The organism is Halomonas sp. XH26, from assembly GCF_024138895.1.
Taxonomy (GTDB): Bacteria; Pseudomonadota; Gammaproteobacteria; order Pseudomonadales; family Halomonadaceae; genus Vreelandella; species Vreelandella alkaliphila.
This window is the reverse complement of record NZ_CP071889.1, coordinates 2,101,913-2,119,609: the sequence shown is the minus strand read 5'-3', so window position 1 is coordinate 2,119,609 and position 17,697 is coordinate 2,101,913. Positions and strand designations below refer to the sequence as shown.

The 17,697-nt window shown below is 50.7% G+C and carries 18 protein-coding genes; 9 read left to right on the top strand and 9 right to left on the bottom strand.

Annotated elements, in window-relative coordinates:
* The 5 genes from J4377_RS09850 (at position 1) to J4377_RS09830 (ending at position 4,332) form a co-directional block, all read left to right on the top strand.
* Positions 1-405 carry a putative zinc-binding protein gene (locus J4377_RS09850; protein WP_089038509.1) on the top strand — a complete coding sequence of 135 codons (405 nt, stop codon included), beginning with the start codon at positions 1-3 and terminating at the stop codon, positions 403-405.
* Complete coding sequence (moaA, locus tag J4377_RS09845; protein WP_253485393.1) at positions 402-1,391, top strand: GTP 3',8-cyclase MoaA; 990 nt, start codon at positions 402-404, stop codon at positions 1,389-1,391. Before J4377_RS09850 ends, moaA begins: the two co-directional genes overlap by 4 nt.
* A gap of 397 nt (positions 1,392-1,788) precedes the next feature.
* A complete protein-coding gene (gene menA / locus J4377_RS09840; protein WP_253485391.1) occupies positions 1,789-2,685 on the top strand; it encodes a 1,4-dihydroxy-2-naphthoate octaprenyltransferase in 897 nt (298 codons plus the stop codon).
* 538 nt (positions 2,686-3,223) lie between these two features.
* Positions 3,224-3,622, top strand: coding sequence for an antitoxin Xre-like helix-turn-helix domain-containing protein (locus tag J4377_RS09835; protein WP_095603026.1), 399 nt, complete (start codon positions 3,224-3,226; stop codon positions 3,620-3,622).
* A complete protein-coding gene (locus J4377_RS09830) occupies positions 3,616-4,332 on the top strand; it encodes an RES family NAD+ phosphorylase (RefSeq protein ID WP_253485389.1) in 717 nt (238 codons plus the stop codon). Before J4377_RS09835 ends, J4377_RS09830 begins: the two co-directional genes overlap by 7 nt.
* A 14-nt stretch (positions 4,333-4,346) precedes the next feature.
* On the opposite strand, the gene mntR is transcribed toward J4377_RS09830, so the two are convergent.
* The 5 genes from mntR to J4377_RS09810 form a co-directional block, all read right to left on the bottom strand.
* Complete coding sequence (gene mntR / locus J4377_RS09825) at positions 4,347-4,823, bottom strand: manganese-binding transcriptional regulator MntR (RefSeq protein WP_038484825.1); 477 nt, start codon at positions 4,821-4,823, stop codon at positions 4,347-4,349.
* 289 nt (positions 4,824-5,112) lie between these two features.
* A complete protein-coding gene (locus tag J4377_RS09820; RefSeq protein ID WP_198349647.1) occupies positions 5,113-6,651 on the bottom strand; it encodes a cation:proton antiporter in 1,539 nt (512 codons plus the stop codon).
* Positions 6,652-6,680: 29 nt separating this feature from the next.
* On the bottom strand, positions 6,681-7,130 hold the full coding sequence (locus J4377_RS09815) for an ion channel (RefSeq protein WP_038484818.1): 450 nt from the start codon (positions 7,128-7,130) through the stop codon (positions 6,681-6,683).
* Positions 7,131-7,165: 35 nt separating this feature from the next.
* Positions 7,166-7,297, bottom strand: coding sequence for a hypothetical protein (locus J4377_RS18840; protein WP_269438752.1), 132 nt, complete (start codon positions 7,295-7,297; stop codon positions 7,166-7,168).
* A complete protein-coding gene (locus tag J4377_RS09810) occupies positions 7,294-8,502 on the bottom strand; it encodes an MFS transporter (RefSeq protein WP_038484815.1) in 1,209 nt (402 codons plus the stop codon). Before J4377_RS09810 ends, J4377_RS18840 begins: the two co-directional genes overlap by 4 nt.
* A 325-nt stretch (positions 8,503-8,827) precedes the next feature.
* Between J4377_RS09810 and fabI the strand changes: the two genes are divergently transcribed.
* The 4 genes from fabI to J4377_RS09790 all read left to right on the top strand — a co-directional run bounded on the left by fabI (position 8,828) and on the right by J4377_RS09790 (position 13,856).
* A complete protein-coding gene (fabI, locus tag J4377_RS09805) occupies positions 8,828-9,601 on the top strand; it encodes an enoyl-ACP reductase FabI (RefSeq protein ID WP_038484812.1) in 774 nt (257 codons plus the stop codon).
* Between the two features lie 58 nt (positions 9,602-9,659).
* Positions 9,660-11,087, top strand: a complete 1,428-nt coding sequence (locus J4377_RS09800) for a bifunctional enoyl-CoA hydratase/phosphate acetyltransferase (RefSeq protein ID WP_253485388.1) — start codon at positions 9,660-9,662, stop codon at positions 11,085-11,087.
* 2 nt (positions 11,088-11,089) lie between these two features.
* Positions 11,090-12,325, top strand: coding sequence for an acetate/propionate family kinase (locus J4377_RS09795; RefSeq protein WP_253485386.1), 1,236 nt, complete (start codon positions 11,090-11,092; stop codon positions 12,323-12,325).
* A gap of 184 nt (positions 12,326-12,509) precedes the next feature.
* Positions 12,510-13,856 (top strand): Na+/H+ antiporter family protein, encoded by a 1,347-nt coding sequence (locus J4377_RS09790; RefSeq protein WP_253485384.1) that lies wholly within the window; start codon positions 12,510-12,512, stop codon positions 13,854-13,856.
* A gap of 74 nt (positions 13,857-13,930) precedes the next feature.
* Here the strand turns inward: J4377_RS09790 and J4377_RS09785 are convergent, their stop codons facing one another.
* The 4 genes from J4377_RS09785 to J4377_RS09770 all read right to left on the bottom strand — a co-directional run bounded on the left by J4377_RS09785 (position 13,931) and on the right by J4377_RS09770 (position 17,518).
* Positions 13,931-14,665: an RNA methyltransferase gene (locus J4377_RS09785; RefSeq protein ID WP_095603019.1), complete on the bottom strand. Its 735-nt coding sequence runs from the start codon at positions 14,663-14,665 to the stop codon at positions 13,931-13,933.
* Between the two features lie 156 nt (positions 14,666-14,821).
* Positions 14,822-16,465, bottom strand: coding sequence for a chaperonin GroEL (groL, locus tag J4377_RS09780; protein ID WP_030072731.1), 1,644 nt, complete (start codon positions 16,463-16,465; stop codon positions 14,822-14,824).
* A gap of 58 nt (positions 16,466-16,523) precedes the next feature.
* Entirely contained in the window at positions 16,524-16,817 is a 294-nt protein-coding gene (locus tag J4377_RS09775) for a co-chaperone GroES (RefSeq protein ID WP_009724706.1), read from the bottom strand.
* Positions 16,818-17,047: 230 nt separating this feature from the next.
* On the bottom strand, positions 17,048-17,518 hold the full coding sequence (locus J4377_RS09770; protein WP_038484793.1) for an FxsA family protein: 471 nt from the start codon (positions 17,516-17,518) through the stop codon (positions 17,048-17,050).
* Positions 17,519-17,697: the final 179 nt, after the last annotated feature.

Sequence of the window (17,697 nt, the reverse complement as noted above, 5' to 3'; positions counted from 1 at the left end):
ATGTCTTCACATCACAAACCCCGCGCACTGATTTATGCTTGTTCCGGCTGCTCTGATGTTGCGCAACTAGCCAATAGTGTTGCCCTGCGACTTGACCATGCAGGAGAGGCAGAAATGTCATGCATTGCCGGCGTCGGTGGTGGTGTGCCTGGCCTAGTGCGCATTGCCCGCTCCGGGCGGCCTATCGTAGCCATTGATGGGTGCCAGATGCACTGTGCCAGCCACTGTCTCGCCAACGCGGATGTGATACCTACAGAGCACGTAAAGCTATATGAAAACGGCCTGCGCAAGCGGCGGGGGCAGTTTTATGATGAGCAAACAATCATCGAAGTGACCGCTGAGGTAAAAGGACTCATTGCTCGGCTGCCCGTTAATGTCAGTTCCCAAGAGGAGCCCGAAAAATGAGTGCGCTAGTCGATGGGTTTGGCCGTACAGTGCGTTACCTACGTATATCGGTAACTGATCGTTGTGACTTTCGCTGTGTGTATTGCATGGCTGAGGAGATGACCTTCCTGCCTCGAGCCCAATTGCTAACTCTCGAGGAAATAGCCACCCTTTCGCAGGCATTCGTCGAGCTGGGCGTGGAAAAAATTCGTCTAACTGGCGGTGAGCCGCTGGTACGCCAGGGCGTGCTAACGCTAGTGCAAAAACTCGCTGAATTGGAGGGACTGCGCGAGCTGGCTATGACCACCAACGGCTCAGGGCTGGTCAAACATGCCGATGCTTTGCGGCAAGGCGGGCTTGATCGGCTCAATATTAGCCTTGACTCGCTCAAGCCCGAGCGTTTTAAAGCATTAACCCGAACAGGTGACTTAAACCAAGTGATCGCGGGTATCCGTGCAGCACGCCGCGCTGGTTTTCAGTCGATTAAGCTCAACGCTGTATTGCTTAAGGGGCGTAATGACGACGAAATTATCGACTTGGTAAACTTTGCCCGGGATGAACAAGTCGATATCAGCTTTATCGAGGAAATGCCGCTGGGCGCAATCAGCGAGCATAACCGTGGTGAAACCTTTCTTTCCACTGATGCGGTTCGTGAGACCATAGAAAACCACTACCCACTCCTACCCACCACCGAGACCACCCTAGGGCCATCCCGCTATTACCGCATGGCAGACAGCCAATCGCGCATTGGCTTTATCTCTCCCCATAGCCACAATTTCTGTGCTGCCTGTAATCGTGTTCGAGTGACGGCGGAAGGGCGACTACTCCTCTGCTTGGGCAATGAGCATTCGGTAGATTTACGCGCTGTAATGCGACGTTATCCGGGGGAGATCCAGCGCCTAAAAGCAGCCATTGTGGGGGCGATGACGAAAAAGCCTGAGCGGCACCACTTTACGACCGATGGTGAGGTTCAGGTTTTGCGATTTATGAATGCAACTGGCGGTTAGTGAAGCATTGCTGAAAGCAGTTTTTACTTCAAACTGTATCTGCTTGATAGAGTCTAAGAAGTGATCTAAGTATATTTTTAATATGAGGAGCTTCGGTAAAGAGGATTTTAAGATAGCCTCTGAATCGACCCTCCTTGAGTTGGCATAAATTTCCTCTTGATTTCATCCGTTTTGGCAGTGGTTCTGTGAAAGGATGCTTTGTCGTGTCCCGTCGTTAACTCTGTCTTCTTCGCATAAAAAATTGCCACCAATTTGTCTTTAATGGCGAGCCTTTGTATGCGTTAACATTTGTCCTAACGGTAAGCGAAGCAGTACCTTTGTTAAATTAATCGACTAGGGCGGGGTTAGAATCGCTGCTATGCCTCAGGAATGATCAATAACCCAAAGAAGACAATTAATGACGCGTACTAAGCCATTTCAAGGTGAGTTTTCCAGCAATAAACTGGCCATCTGGATTCAAACACTTCGCCCGCGTACTTTGCCTGCAGCGGTAGGCCCCATTTTGCTAGGGCAGGCGTTAGTCCTACCAAGCTATTTCTCCTGGCTCACCGCGTTCTTATGCTTGGTTAGTGCATTAGCGCTACAGCTTGCGGTTAATTTGGCCAATGATCTTTTTGATGGGCTTTCGGGCGTCGATCAACACGATCGTCTAGGGCCAGCACGTGCACTCCAGTCTGGTTTATTAGGAGTTAGTGAGCTGCGGGCAGGACTGCTGCTAATGCTAGGAATTGCCTTGGTAACGGGTGTATGGCTAGCCCTCTTTGGGCATTGGTTATTGTGGGTGTTTGGAGGGCTAGCGCTGCTTGGTGTGCTGGGTTACAGCGGTGGTAGGAGTCCCTATGCCAATCTGGGATTAGGAGAAGTGGCCGTCTGGCTGTTTTTTGGCCCAGTGGCCGTGTTAGGTAGCCTGCTGGCCCAACAAAGCCCAGTAAACGAAAGAGCCATCATCAGCGCATTGCTAATGGGGCTACCCGTGGCTGCTATTTTGGTCGTTAATAATCTTCGTGACCGCTTTACTGATGCGCGGGCTGGTAAACGAACACTAGCGGTGCGGCTCGGGCCACGAGCCACTCGATGGCTTTTTAGCTTCTTAACGCTCGGCCCTTGGATGATATCTCTGCCTTACTCAACAGAAGTTTGGCGCTGGGGGGTATGGAGCTGCCTGGGCTTAATAGGCGTAGGATTAAATGTAGTGTTTTGGCAGCGAGATGGGGCGGCACTCAATCCAGTACTGGGAAAGACAGCGCTTTATTCTTTAGCGATAGCCGTCTGGTTGATTCTACGTTTTGCGTAAGCAACAACACATGCTGATCAATAATTGCTGCTGTTCTATTTTCTTTTAGTGCGTTTTTATTCACTGCAAAGAAGAGGTAAGGGGGAGAAGAAGCCGCTGGTAGCAAGTTCCCAGTAAGAATTGTCATCGCGCTTGGGTTCTTGTTGCCTGCAGATAATTGGCTTTTTAATCGTGTGTGGCTGATGTTGTTAAGCCTTATTGATTAATGTGCCGGCTCATTATTCGCAAGCTATCGTCAGCTTGTTTTATTATCGATAAGGTTAAGCTGATCAATAGTGTTCTTTTAATTGGGAACTCCCATCTCGTCAATAGATACTCCTGACAGAGCTTGGTTTGGGCATCTGCCCGAACTGCTAACTGATTACCGCAGTGTTGAGTGTAGGTGCCTGATAAGTCTAAGGTTACGCATTTAGGTGAATAGTCTTATGAATTAAGTTGTATTTGTAGATACGGTATTGACAGGCATAGTCTTTGCAGACACAAATCTTTTGATTTAGTATCTATGGATAGGTGGATGCAGACAGGGTACGAGGTGCTTATGCAAACAGCCAGCAATGTTATTCAGGACAAGGCCGCCGCTGCGGCTGGTCTAAAAGCCGCTGTGCGTATTTTGGATAAATGGCGGGCGACAGGTGAGCAGGGCGAATCTATTCTACGCGTCTCCCACAGCAGCTATGCCCGCGCGCGGCGGGGAGATTTAGCTGAGATCAAGTTAGACAGTGATCAATTGGCACGAATCAGTTATTTGCTCAATATTCATGCGGCACTGCGAATGCTGTTTGAAAACCCTGATAATGTTTACGGGTTCGTCTCTATGGCAAATCACAATCCTTACTTTAACGGGCGTACGCCGCTTGAGGTGATTGGTACTGGAGATTTCGCAGCACTTTATGAAACCTTCAAGCGTATTGATAGCTTGCGAGGTGCTCAGTGGTAGATTCGGCGGGAATAAGCGAAGGTTCGCTGCCCCTTTGTCAATCGAAAGAGGTAGTGGGGTATCGCTTAGTCAACAGTAAATTTCCTCCCATTGGGCTGTTTGACGATGTTGCGAGCCTCGATGAGTTTGAAGCGCTTTATGCCCTGCAGGCGCTGACGAATCCAAGGCTGCGTAACGAGGCTGGTGATTTGGGGCTCATTCCTCACAATCAGATTCCCTTTGGGATCCGAGGATGCTCTTATGCGACAGCGCCTTTTACCCACGTTAACCCGGAAGGTTCTCGCTTTAGCGACGGCAGCTTTGGTGTGCTTTACATTGCGGATGCACTACCAACGGCAATCAGTGAAGTGAGGCACCATCAGGAAATCTATTGGAAAAACGTACCATCGTTACATTTTGAACGGTTTATCTTCCGCGGGCTTAAGTGCATTTTTGATGAAATAGCATGTCGTGATGGCTTAGTGCTTCAATCGTCCCATGTCATTTATGATGCCGACGATTATCGAGCAGCGCGCACGTTAGGCAGAGAGATTCGCAAAGAGCAACGTACCGGTTTGCGTTATCATTCGGTTCGGCAACCAGATGCCACTTGCTGGGCGTTAATGACGCCGCAGTTCGTCCAGGATATTATCCAGACCACTCATATTGAGATGATCTGGAACGGGCGAATAGCCCAAGTGAATCGCCTCTCAGCTGTACCCATCAAGTGAATTCAGTAGCGTAATTATGTTCGCTGTTGCTCGGTGAAGCGCTGCATGATCGTGAGTGTTTTATCACTAACATGATGCTCCATGCCCTCTGCATCAATACGCGCTGTACTGTCATCGACCCCAAGGGCACGCAAGAAATGCAGCACTACATCGTGGCGTGACCGGGAAATTTCGGCCATTTTTTGCCCTTCTTCGGTCAAAAAAAGTGAGCGATAGGGCTTGCTTGTCACTAGACCCAGCTCATTCAAGCGGCGAATCATTTTAGAGACGGTAGCTTGGCTAACGGCCATTCGAGTAGCGATATCTGCTGCGCGCGCTTCTCCACGGTGGCGTAATAAGTCGCCAATTAACTCGACATAATCTTCGATCAGTTCCGTTTCGTGGGCATTACGCACCGTCTCATACTGCTGCGCATGCTGTTCCACTGGCGGTAGCGCATCTCCATCTTGGCCGTATGCGGTAGGAGAGTGTTGCTGTTGGTATTCACTCATTGGCAAAATTTATCAAGGTTAGTGGAAACGTTAATTAGTGATGGTAGCGCATTTTTTTAGATAATTGTTAGCCATGGCTAAACTGTTTGCATAAAGCTTTTTTGTTGAGCTGCAGCTGTACTTATTGGGATCCTAGCACAGGAGGAAGAAATAATGACCAAGCAGTATGGCTGGTTAATCATTGTGCTAGTAGCGACTTGCTGCTTTTTCCTGACCCTGTTGTTTTCACCCAGGCACAGCGTGTTAATGCGCTTATGGGGCATCGTAAGATCGGTACTGCCGATAACGCTTAAGAGCGAGATTGGAGACTTTCCCATGCCTTCTCTGCGATGCCAATACCAGCCCCTGTCATTAATAAGTAGGTTTGGTCGACACCTGCCTCATGTAATGGGGCTGCTTCATCCTGAAAGTGTATGCCCGCAAGCAGCTGTCCAGTAAAGCCTGCTTTACGCAGCTCGCGAGTTGCAATTAATTTACTTTCAAGCTCTGGGGTGGCCAACGTTACTGCCAACAGCTTGGAAATATCTAATTGATGCCAAAATCCCACGTCTTCTATATCGCCATAGTAGACGTGGCGTTTGTGTTCCGATTTATTAGGATCAGAATCAATACCCGCAACTGACACCCCCTTATCGTTAAAAAAGTCGTAGGCAGCGCTACCTGTGCGTCCCATGCCAAGTATTAACACGGTAGCATTACCGATATTAACGGGCTGTTCATCTGGATGGCGTGTATCACGCTCAAAGCGTGTTAACGACCTTTCCCAGCGATCGAAAAGTCCATGAGCCAAGCGGTTTAGAGGTGCCGAAATGACAAAAGATAATGCGACAGCGATGGCGAGCGGTACCAACCACTCCTCTAAAATACTAGAGGCAACGATTAGGCCAAATTCACTGTAGGCAGTTAGGCTTAAACCTCCCAGAAAAGCGTTACGTGCTCGGATACGAAATGCGATCAACAGCGCAAAAAATAATAGTCCTTTTAAGGGCAGTGCTAAGGCGAGAACTCCGGCAAAAATCAAGGCATTGGTGTCGGGTAGCCCAGCCATTCCTATTTGTAAGAAAAAGCTGATTAGGAGCATTTCCTTTATTCCCCATAGCGCCTTTGAAAGCTCCTGGGCGCGCGGGTGTTTGGCAAGCAATAGACCCATGACTAAGGCACCTACCTCTGAGCTTAACCCGACGGCTTCAAACCCCATTCCACCGATAGCAATTGCTAGCACAGCGCCTAGCAGCACCAGCAGCTCATCGTGTTGGGCAATACTCATTAACCAATAAAGAAGGGGTCTAAGTAGTGGTAGTAAAAATACCAGTAGTGCCCATGGGCTGGGGGTCTGGCCACTATAAAAGCTGAGTACTGCAATGGCGACCAAATCTTGAATAATTAAAATACCGATGGCAATTCGGCCATGGAGAGCCCGCAATTCTCGCTTAGCCTCAAGTACCTTAGCGGCAAGAACGGTGCTTGAAAATGACAGAGCAATGGCAAGCAATATTGCCTTATCCATAGATAGCGATAAAAACACGACGAAGCCAATCGTAAAAAATAAGCAGGTAATGGCTAGGTGTATAAATGCGCTTCCAAGCACGACGGGCTCAGCAAGGCTCTTCACGTTAAGTTTTAGGCCAATGGTAAAGAGCAGCAATAGAACGCCTAAGTGGGCAAGATGTTCTAGTAATGGACCTGCTTCACTGGGCAGGCCAACGCTAGGGCCGAAGGCGTTGAGTGCAAACCCGGCGGCCAAAAAGCCCACCAAGGGCGGTAAGCTAAGCTGACGGGCAATAATCCCGAAGACAAGAGCAAACGATAAAATAAGCACTTCAAACATGCTGAATCCTTAACATAAAGGTGGCTTGGTTATCTTCCCACTCGCCAATGTTTTTGCATTTCAATAAAGGTGAACGATGCCGACCAAGTGATCAGGACAAAGCCTGTTAATGCCAGCGTTCCGTATAGGAATCGAACGGGGCCCGTTGCATAAATATCCCCATAACCGACTGTGGTGTAGGTGACGGCAGAAAAGAATATATAATCTAATAGATTAAAGCTGTCATAACCTTGCAGGGCGCCAATACCGTTGAGCGCTGTTAGCCACCATCCGGTCATGCCAAACAGCCAAATTTCGGCAACGTGCGTCAATAAAACACCAAATGCCATACCAAGGATACGCTGGCGATGAGGCTTATGTGATCGTTCAATTTGTCGTGAGATAAGCCACAGTGATTCGTAGTGAAGCAGCACCGCTAGTACGACAGCGATGAAAGTAGTTATTACGACGACCAAATGTTCGGGGTATGGAATGGTCAAGTAGTAAGAATCCCAAAGTCGCTATGAGAAAATGTTCAGCACAATCGACTGCCAAATAGCAGCAGCGAGCCATCTAAAGAGTGCCAGCCCCACCAGGCTAGCACCACTCCGCCCAGCAGTAGCGTTGCTAGTACGATCAACAGTGTAAACGCTGTTAGTTGCTTCATGAGACCACCTGAGGGGCGACGTTTCGTGCTAACGGTTTTTCGCTAATAAACCAGTGCAGACCAGCGGCGACCAGTGAGAGCACAATGGCAATCTTCCAGACAGTGTCATAATGGCCAGTGAGATCATAAAGATATCCGCCAAGCCAGACACCCATAAATGATCCTAGCTGGTGAAATAAGAATACAATGCCGCCCAGCATGGATAAATGGCGAACACCAAATACAGACGCCACAATGCCGTTGGTTAACGGCACGGTTGAGAGCCAAAGTAGACCCATGGCGATACCAAATAAATAAGCACTGGTAGAGGTCAGCGGCAACATGACAAAAGCGGCAATTATCGCGCCGCGAATTAAGTATAACCAGCTAAGTAGGCGCGGTTTTGACCAAATTCCTCCCATCCATCCTGCCGTGTAGGTACCCACAATGTTGAACAAACCGACCAGTGCCAACACTGTGGTGCCCACCTGAATGGCCAGACCGTTATCGAATAAATACCCAGGTAGATGGACAGCAATAAATACAACTTGGAAGCCGCAGACGAAAAAGCCGAGGCATAGTAGCCAAAAGCCTTTCTGACCGACCGCCTCATTGAGTGCGTCGCGTAAGCTTAAATCACCCAGCGCGCTGGGACTTGGACGGTCTTTTAATATCGCCCCCAGGGGAATCATCAGCGCAGCAATGGCACCCATAGCTAGAAGAGCTGCTGACCAGCCAAGCCACTCAATTAGCCCCAGTGTGCCGGGTAACATCGCGAATTGTCCAAAAGAGCCAGCGGCACTCACGATTCCCATCGCCATACTGCGTTTTTCGGGAGCTACAGCGCGTCCCACTGCCCCCAAAATTACTGAAAATGTAGTGCCAGATAGGCCTAAGCCAATGAGGAATCCAGCGCTTAGAGTCATGCCTAGTGCGCTGGTGGAAAGGCTCATAAAGCACAGTCCAGCTACATATAAAATGGCCCCTACGACAATAATTCTCGCCGCTCCAAAACGGTCAGCCAGCGCACCGGTGAAAGGCTGCGAGAGCCCCCAGATAAGGTTTTGAACCGCAAGGGCAAAGGCAAACACGCCGCGCCCCCAGCCGAAATCGCTGCTCATCGGCTCAAGGAAAAGCCCAAAACCATGTCGAAGACCCATAGCAGTGGAAATAACCAAGCTTGCTAGCACGATAAAGAGTAGCGTGCGATGTCGCGGCAATACCATTTTACGTCCCTTATTATGTAGTTTGTTAACGCGTTAACTAACTATCTCACGGGTCGGATTTTTTTAGAAGCTATCAACTGTCGTACGAATTAGCAGTGTCGGTAATAAGTTGAGGGCGGCATACTAGGTAGTATGTTGCAAAGCAACAAGTGTGCTTTGACTAAAGTCGTACGTTTTGTATCACAAATGATCCACGTTTATTAGCGACGCTTAAATGACATAAAAAATGCTTACGTTAGGACAGGTAGGTGTGGGTTATACCGACGAACCTCTTCATTTGTTGGTGTAGGCTTATTTTTCATAATTGATTAGTAGGAGGCCAGTGGTGCTGAATCCTTTTTCTATGCAAGGCAAGGTCGGGATTGTTGCTGGCCTTGCTAATCAAGACAGTATCGCTTTTGGCTGTGCCCAGGCGCTGCATCACGCCGGTGCTGAGTGCTTAGTGACCTACGCTTCTCCCAATGCCGAAAAGTTTGTCACGCCGCTGGTAGGCGATATGGGGGAGCCGGAATTAATGCTGTGTGATGTGCAACACAATGATCAGTTGGATGCGTTATTCGCTCGCGCGCGCAAGCGCTGGGGCCGGCTAGACTTTGTCGTCCACTCGATTGCCTATGCTCCCCTTGATGACTTACACGGACGAGTAGTTGACTGTTCCAAAGAGGGGTTTGCACTCGCTATGGATATCTCTTGCCACTCCTTCATTCGCATGGCCAAGCATGCCGAGCCGCTGATGAAAGAGGGCGGAAGTCTGTTCAATATGACGTACTACGGTGCGGAGAAGGTCGTTGATAACTACAACTTAATGGGCCCCGTGAAAGCCGCATTGGAGTCTGCCACGCGCTATATGGCTGCCGAACTTGGCCCTCAAGGTATCCGTGTTCATGCGGTATCGCCTGGCGCTATTCGCACACGGGCAGCATCTGGACTTAAGGCGTTTGATGAGTTGGCCTATGACGGCGAAACGCGCTCACCATTACGTCGCTTGGCCAGCGTGCAGGATGTCGGCAATGCCGTCGTTTATCTCGCCTCTGATGCTGGAGCATCACTGACGGGTTTAACCCACTACGTAGATGCAGGCCACCATATTCGCTTCTAACGTTTGGGTGATTAAGGAAGTTTCCTAGTTTAAGGAAGTGGTTTAAAGGAGTCACTCGATGTCGGCCAATGACGCTAATGATCTAATTGAAAATCGCACCTATGACGAAATAACGGTCGGTGATGAAGCCCACCTAGAAAAACGCCTGACCATGGAGGACATCAAACTGTTTGCTGTGATGTCAGGTGACATTAATCCGTCACACGTCGACAGCGACTTTGCTAAGAGCAGCCGTTTTCAGGAAGTCATTGCTCATGGCATGTGGGGCGGCGCGCTGATATCCACTGTGCTGGGAACGCAGCTGCCCGGACCGGGCACGGTCTATCTTACCCAGTCGTTGCAGTTTAAGGCACCCGTAAGGCTGGGGGATGTACTGCGGGTATCCGTGCGGGCTATCGAAAAAGACGATCAGCACCATAGGATCACCTTTGCCTGCCGTTGCGAAAATCAACGGGGTGATACGGTCATTGAAGGTGACGCTAGCGTATTGGCACCGATTAAAAAAATTCAACGGCCTCGCGCGTTGCTGCCCAAAGTGCGTTTAACCGAGCGTGGCAGGTTGCATGAGATTCTAACCGCTGCCGATCATCCAGAGCCAATGCCCACCGCAGTCGTTCATCCAGTAGATCAAAGCGCCATTTGTGGTGCGGTTGAATCTGCGGCACAAGGTTTGATTATTCCTGTGCTGGTTGGGCCTAAAGGGAAAATCCAGCTCGCCGCTGAAAAAGCCGAGGTGGATATCAGCGCATTTGAGCTGGTAGATGTTCCCCACAGTCACGCGGCTGCTGAACAAGCGGTGGCATTAGCACGTCAGGGCCGCGTAGGTGCGTTGATGAAAGGCGCGCTGCATACCGATGAGCTTTTACGTGAAGTGCTTAAGCGCGACACAGGGTTGCGTACCGAGCGGTGCCTAAGTCATGTGATGGCCTTTGATGTGCCAACCTACCCGCGACCATTGTTGATCACGGATGCGGCGATCAATATCTATCCTAAGCTGGCTGAAAAACGCGATATTGTTCAAAACGCGATAGAGTTGGCTCACGCGTTGGGTAACGACAATCCCCGTGTGGCGATCCTTTCTGCTGTTGAGACCGTCAACCCCAAAATCACGTCTACGATTGATGCGGCGGCCCTGTGTAAGATGGCTGAGCGCGGTCAGATTACCGGTGGCACCCTGGATGGTCCGCTGGCTTTCGATAATGCTGTCTCAGAAGCGGCGGCAAGAACCAAAGGCATCATTTCGCCAGTGGCAGGGCGTGCCGACATCCTACTTGCACCAGATCTTGAAGCGGCCAATATGTTGATGAAGCAACTTACTCACCTGGCGGATGCGACGGGGGCGGGCGTTGTCGTCGGCGCTAGGGTACCCATCATGCTGACAAGCCGCGCGGATGATGCATTGACGCGCATGGCATCCAGTGCATTAGCGTTACTACTAGCTGACTATCAGCGTCGGAGCCTACTAAGTAGCCCTTCAGGAGCATAACCATGCAGGAAATACTGGTGCTTAACAGTGGTTCTTCCAGCGTCAAGTTTGCTCTTTATCATATCACTGCTGAAGGCGCTGACGGTGGATCCCAGGAGGCGTTGACGCTCGCCTACAGCGGCCATTTTTCGGGCTTGGCAACGTCGCAATGTAGCGTGTCGTTAGCGCATCGCGAACCTGGGCAGCCCCCGTATCGCTATGATTTGCAAACTCTGGAGGCGCTGGGGCTAACGCCAGCAGTAAACCATGAAGAGGCCATCACAAAGTTGATGACATGGCTTGAGCAGCGTGAGGATAAAAGCACCCTGGTTGCCATTGGGCATCGCGTCGTTCATGGCGGCCAAACCTACTATGAAGCGACTAGGTTAAGCGCTAACGACGTGATCGAGTTGGAAAAATTTTCAAGCTTAGCGCCGCTGCATCAGCCCCATGGACTTGCACCTATCAAACTACTAATGGCACGTCTGCCAGACGTACCCCAGATTGCATGTTTCGATACCGCGTTTCATGCTCATCAGCCCTGGGTGGCTCGGCAGTTTGCTTTGCCGCGGGAATGGACGGCCAAGGGGTTGATACGTTATGGCTTCCATGGCCTTTCCTACGATTATATTCAGCGCACGCTAGCCAATGTATTGCCGGATGATGCACCCCGTTCACGGGTGGTGGTGGCGCATTTGGGTAATGGTGCCAGTATGTGTGCTATCCACGACGGTGTCAGCGTAGCCTCAAGCATGGGCTTTACTGCGCTTGATGGACTGCCTATGGGGACACGTTCTGGTGCTTTGGATCCAGGGTTGGTGCTTCACTTAATTGGTCATGAAGAAATGAGTGTTGAGGACGTGTCGACGCTTTTATACAAGCGTTCAGGACTGCTCGGTGTCTCCGGAATAAGTAGCGATATGCGCGAGTTGCTTGCAAGTGATGCCCCTGAAGCCGAAGAGGCTGTTGAGCTTTACTGCTATCGCGCCGCGCGGGAAATCGCCAGCTTAGCTGGCGCTCTGGGCGGGCTTGATCAATTGGTATTCACCGCCGGTATTGGTGAGCATGCAGCACCTGTGCGTGCACGTATTGTGGCGCAGTGTGACTGGTTGGGTATGCAGCTTGATGAAACAGCCAATAAGCGCGATGCCTGTTGCATCTCTTTGCCAAGTAGCCGTGTGGGCGTTTGGGTCATTCCAACCGATGAAGAGCGAGTGATAGCCAGTGATTGCCTAGCGCTTCTCAATAGGGCGGATTAAACCGAGTTTTAATTCTGCCACCTGATAGTGCCCAGGAGATTACTTGAGCCACTGACCGTAGAGAGGGTTGAGTGTTGTCATTGTTGTGGTGATTACTACTGTCATTACCGCTACCGAGAAACCACTGATCTGATAGAATCCCCAGTTTTTGTAAGCTCACTCACTTATCTAACTGGGAATCTTAATGAACGCGGTAATTCTTGCTGTGCTAGTCATGGTGGCGCTTTCGCTTGCTCGGGTATCCGTGGTGTTTGCACTGGTTGTAGGCGCGCTGGTTGGAGGCTTGGTTGGCGGTCTTTCGTTGGATGAAACGCTCAGTGCATTCAATGATGGTGTTGGTGGAGGCGCGCAAGTAGCCCTTGCTTATGCCACGCTTGGGGCCTTTGCGGTGGCTATTTCCCGTTCAGGGCTTCCAGATATGCTGGCCAATCGCCTGATTACGATGTTGGGAAAAGAAGCGACTGCGGCACATCAGGCACGGGTAAAGGTGTTTTTGCTCGTCGCAGTGCTCTTAGTGGCTATCTCATCACAAAACGCCATTCCGGTGCATATAGCGTTTATCCCAGTGCTGATTCCGCCGTTGTTAGTGGTAATGAATCGCCTCCAGCTTGACCGCCGCGCGGTGGCGTGTGCACTTACCTTTGGGTTAACCGCTCCGTATATGCTGCTACCTGTTGGTTTTGGCGCGATCTTTTTGAATGATATTCTGCTGGCAAATTTAAATAGCGCTGGCGAGTCACTGGGCTTGGAAATTACCCGGGGCATGGTGCCCATGGCAATGGCTATTCCGGTAGGAGGAATGGCCATTGGCTTACTCGTAGCACTTTTTTTCAGCTACCGTGGGCAGCGTGAATACGCTAATAAAGATCTAGTGGCGACTAATGCCCACCAAGGTCACTCGCCTGCAAAGCCTCATACGTTTGGGCTTGTGATGTCGGGCGTGGCTATTGTGGCTGCGTTAGGTTTACAGCTATATACCGGCTCTATGATTATTGGTGGGCTAGTCGGGATTGGTTTGCTTTCGCTGGGCGGCATTTTTAAGTGGCGTGAAGCAGACGATCTATTTACCAGCGGTATGCGCATGATGGCGTTAATCGGCTTCATCATGATTTCAGCAGCTGGCTTTGCAGAAGTAATGAAAGCGACAGGGGATATCGAGTCGCTAGTGACAGGTGCGTTTGAGTTGTTTGGTGATAACCGCGGTTTAGCGGCGTTTGTTATGCTGCTGGTAGGCTTGTTTATTACCCTGGGAATTGGCTCATCGTTTTCAACCATTCCCATTATCGCAGCGATTTTTGTACCACTGGCGGTGCAGTTTGGTTTCTCGCCAATGGCGACAGTTGTGCTGGTTGGTACGGCGGCTGCACTGGGCGATGCTGGCTCGCCAGCGTCTGATTCCACGTTGGGGCCAACCTCGGGTCTAAATGTTGATGGACAGCATGATCATATGTGGGACAGCGTGGTGCCTACCTTCCTGCACTACAATATACCGCTGATTGCTTTTGGGTGGTTGGCAGCGATGTCGCTTTAAGTTTTTTCACGCAAACCAACACGCAGACCAAGAAGGGCAGCCATGAGCTGCCCTTTTTTATACTAAAACCATGATTATTGCCCAGGTAGATGTGTCTCGAAAGCGCTGAGCAGGCCGCGAAGTAAGGAGAGTTCCTTGCGGCTGGGTTGGGCGCGGGAGAACAGCGCCTGCAGCTGTTCTTCAGTGCGGGCATGGGGCTGGGTAAGAAAGCCACTTTGCTGCATCAGACGTCCAAGATGCTCCTGGAAGTGCACAAACTGCTCGCGGCTGGGCGGCGTGGCTTCAAGTGGCCGTTGGTACATGAAGTGACTATCATCGCGCTTCCGCCAAGCACGGTGTACTTCATAGGCTAAAATCTGCACGGCCTGCGATAGATTTAAAATACCGTATTCAGGGTTGGCAGGTATGCTGACTTGGTGTGTGCAGCAACGTATTTCGTCGTTGGTGAGACCTGAGCGTTCACGCCCGAATACCAGTGCAACCGGCGCTTGTGCGGCGTTCTCAATTACCTGCTGCGCCATGTCATCAGGTTCATCGAAATGCGGGAGCGGTAGGCTGCGGAGCCTTGCGCTTGCACCGACTACCTGTACGCAATCACTAACCGCTTCTTCAAGGCTGCTTACACAACGGGCATTTTCAAGCACATCTGTTGCACCCGCTGCCATGCGAGTTGCTTCGTCATCTGGGAATGCGCGCGGATTAACCAATAAGAGCTCGGATAAGCCCATGGTTTTCATCGCGCGAGCAGTAGCGCCAATGTTGCCTGGGTGGAAGGTTTGCACTAGTACGATGCGAATATTGGAGAGCACGGTAATGAAGACCTACAGCTGCCGGATAAAGGCGCTGATGGTAGCATGATTTTAGCTACCGTTAGAGCTAGAGAGAGGCATTGCCACATAAAAGAACCCCGCCATGGCGGGGTTCTTAACGACGTTAAACGTCAGAGCGATAGGCTCAGGGTTGCATTACATCATGCCGCCCATGCCACCCATTCCGCCCATGCCACCCATGTCTGGAGCAGCGTCTTTCTCTTCAGGATCGTCAGCAATCATGCACTCAGTGGTGATCATTAGGCCAGCGACAGAACCAGCGGACTGCAGTGCAGTACGGGTTACTTTAGCCGGGTCCAGAACACCCATTTCGAACAGGTCGCCGTACTCACCCGTTTGTGCGTTATAGCCGAAGTTACCTTCACCATCTTTCACGCGGTTGATAACAACAGCAGCTTCTTCACCGGCATTGGTAACAATCTGACGCAGCGGAGACTGCATAGCGCGCAGCGCCATGTTGATACCGTGGTTCTGGTCTTCGTTGTCGCCAGTCAGGCCCTGTACTTTAGCCATGACGCGAACCAGTGCAGTACCGCCACCAGGTACAACGCCTTCTTCTACTGCAGCGCGGGTTGAGTGCAGCGCATCTTCAACACGAGCTTTCTTCTCTTTCATTTCAACTTCGGTAGCCGCACCGACGCGAATAACAGCAACGCCGCCTGCCAGCTTGGCAACGCGCTCTTGCAGCTTCTCTTTGTCGTAATCAGAAGAGGTTTCTTCGATTTGCGCACGGATCTGGTTAACGCGTGCTTCGATGTCATTTTCGACACCAGCGCCATCGATGATGGTGGTGTTTTCTTTAGACATCGTCATGCGCTTAGCGGTACCCAGGTGATCCAGGTTCGCTTGCTCAAGCGTCAGGCCAACTTCCTCAGAAATCACGGTGCCGTTAGTCAGGATAGCGATATCCTGCAGCATCGCTTTGCGACGGTCGCCGAAGCCAGGTGCTTTAGCTGCAGCAACTTTAACGATGCCGCGCATATTGTTCACAACTAGCGTTGCTAGCGCTTCGCCTTCGATATCTTCAGCGATAATCGCGAGCGGTTTACCTTGCTTAGCAACCGCTTCCAGCACCGGCAGTAATTCGCGGATGTTGGAGATTTTCTTGTCTACGAGCAGGATGTAAGGGTCTTCCAGCTCGACAGCCATAGTGTCTTGGTTGGTAACGAAGTAGGGCGAGAGGTAGCCGCGATCAAACTGCATACCTTCAACGACTTCCAGCTCGTCTTCGAAGCCACGGCCTTCATCAACGGTGATGACGCCTTCTTTACCGACTTTTTCCATCGCTTCAGCGATGATCTCGCCAATGCGCTTGTCGCCGTTAGCAGAGATTGTGCCTACCTGAGCAATCGACTTGGTGTCGGTGCAAGGAACAGACATTGCCTGAATCTCTTTAACTGCCGCGCTAACCGCTTGGTCGATACCGCGCTTAAGATCCATCGGGTTCATGCCCGCAGTAACGCCTTTCAAGCCTTCTGCGACAATGGCTTGAGCCAGAACCGTTGCCGTAGTGGTACCGTCGCCTGCAGCGTCAGACGTTTTGGAAGCAACTTCCTTAACCATCTGCGCGCCCATGTTCTCGAACTTGTCTTTCAGTTCGATCTCTTTGGCAACTGATACACCATCTTTAGTAACGGTCGGTGCGCCGAAGGACTTGTCCAGTACCACGTTACGGCCTTTCGGACCGAGGGTAACTTTTACTGCGTTGGCCAGAACGTCAACGCCACGTGCCATGCGTTTGCGGGCATCATCGGAGAACTTAACTTGCTTAGCTGCCATGTTCGTTATTTCCTAAACATTGAAATTAAAAAGGAAAAGTAAGTAGTCGAGGCGAGATTTAGCCTTCGACAACTGCCAAGATATCGGCTTCGCTCATGATCAGAACTTCTTCGCCGTTGATTTTCTGTTTCTCAACGCCGAAACCGTCTTTGAAAATCACCGAGTCGCCAACTTTAACGTCCAACGGGCGAACGTCACCGTTGTCGAGAATGCGACCATTACCAACCGCCAGGACTTCACCGCGAGTGGGTTTTTCCTGGGCGTTGCCCGGAAGCACGATGCCGCCAGCGGTTTTCTGCTCTTCTTCCACGCGACGAACAACGACGCGATCGTGCAAAGGACGGATATTCATGCTCACGTTCTCCTGAGTATCGTCAAAGCCCATAAGGGCAGTTAGCTAAATGAGATTTTCGTGGGCCTCTTGCCCGCGAAAAGTGAAGGTAAGTCACCTTCATGTTAATGGCGAAAGCTAGTGCATCCGCCGAACTTGTGTGCTGACTCAAAAGTGGGGGCTGCTCGTAGCCTTTCAAGGGGTAAGTGATAAAAAAATGTGGTTTTTTGGCATTCTTCTTCGATGAGCCTTCAGCGCCGCCTTGCTGTTTCATCGCGGCTAATGAATTCACCTTCAATCGGCCCTTCTTGACTGCTTGAGCGTGATGTCTGGGCCTGTTCGTAGCTTGCTTGCTGCTGTTGGTCAGCAGTGCTTTTTAAGCCTAGCCAGGTGAGGGCTTTAAATATTAACTGGCGAGCGTTAGGCAGCAGGCAGGCGATGCCTAGCGCGTCAGAGAGAAAGCCTGGGGCCAAAAGTAGGGCGCCTCCGAAAATCAGAGCGGCCCCGGTAAACAGTTCTTGAGAGGGAATTTCGCCCACTTGCATGCGCTGTCGCGCGCGCGCCAGAGTGGAAACACCCTCTTTGCGAATTAGGTGTAGTCCAATGAAACCAGTGCCCAGTACTAGAAGCAGAGTGGTTAATAAACCAATTTGGCTACCGATCGAAAACAGTAGTACAAAATCAACTAACGTAAACAGCGATATAAAAAGAAGAATGGGCATGACAGACTCCATAACAAACGTAATTCGTCAATATGGTGGCAGAATTCACGAAAACAAGCAGCCAGCGTTCGGTTAGCTTGCTTGCGTATGTGTTCTAATGCTCGATATTTCGCTCAATAGCTTCTATGCTGCGATGCACAATGGCGCCATTTTACGAGGCGATATAGGTAGCGCTTAGC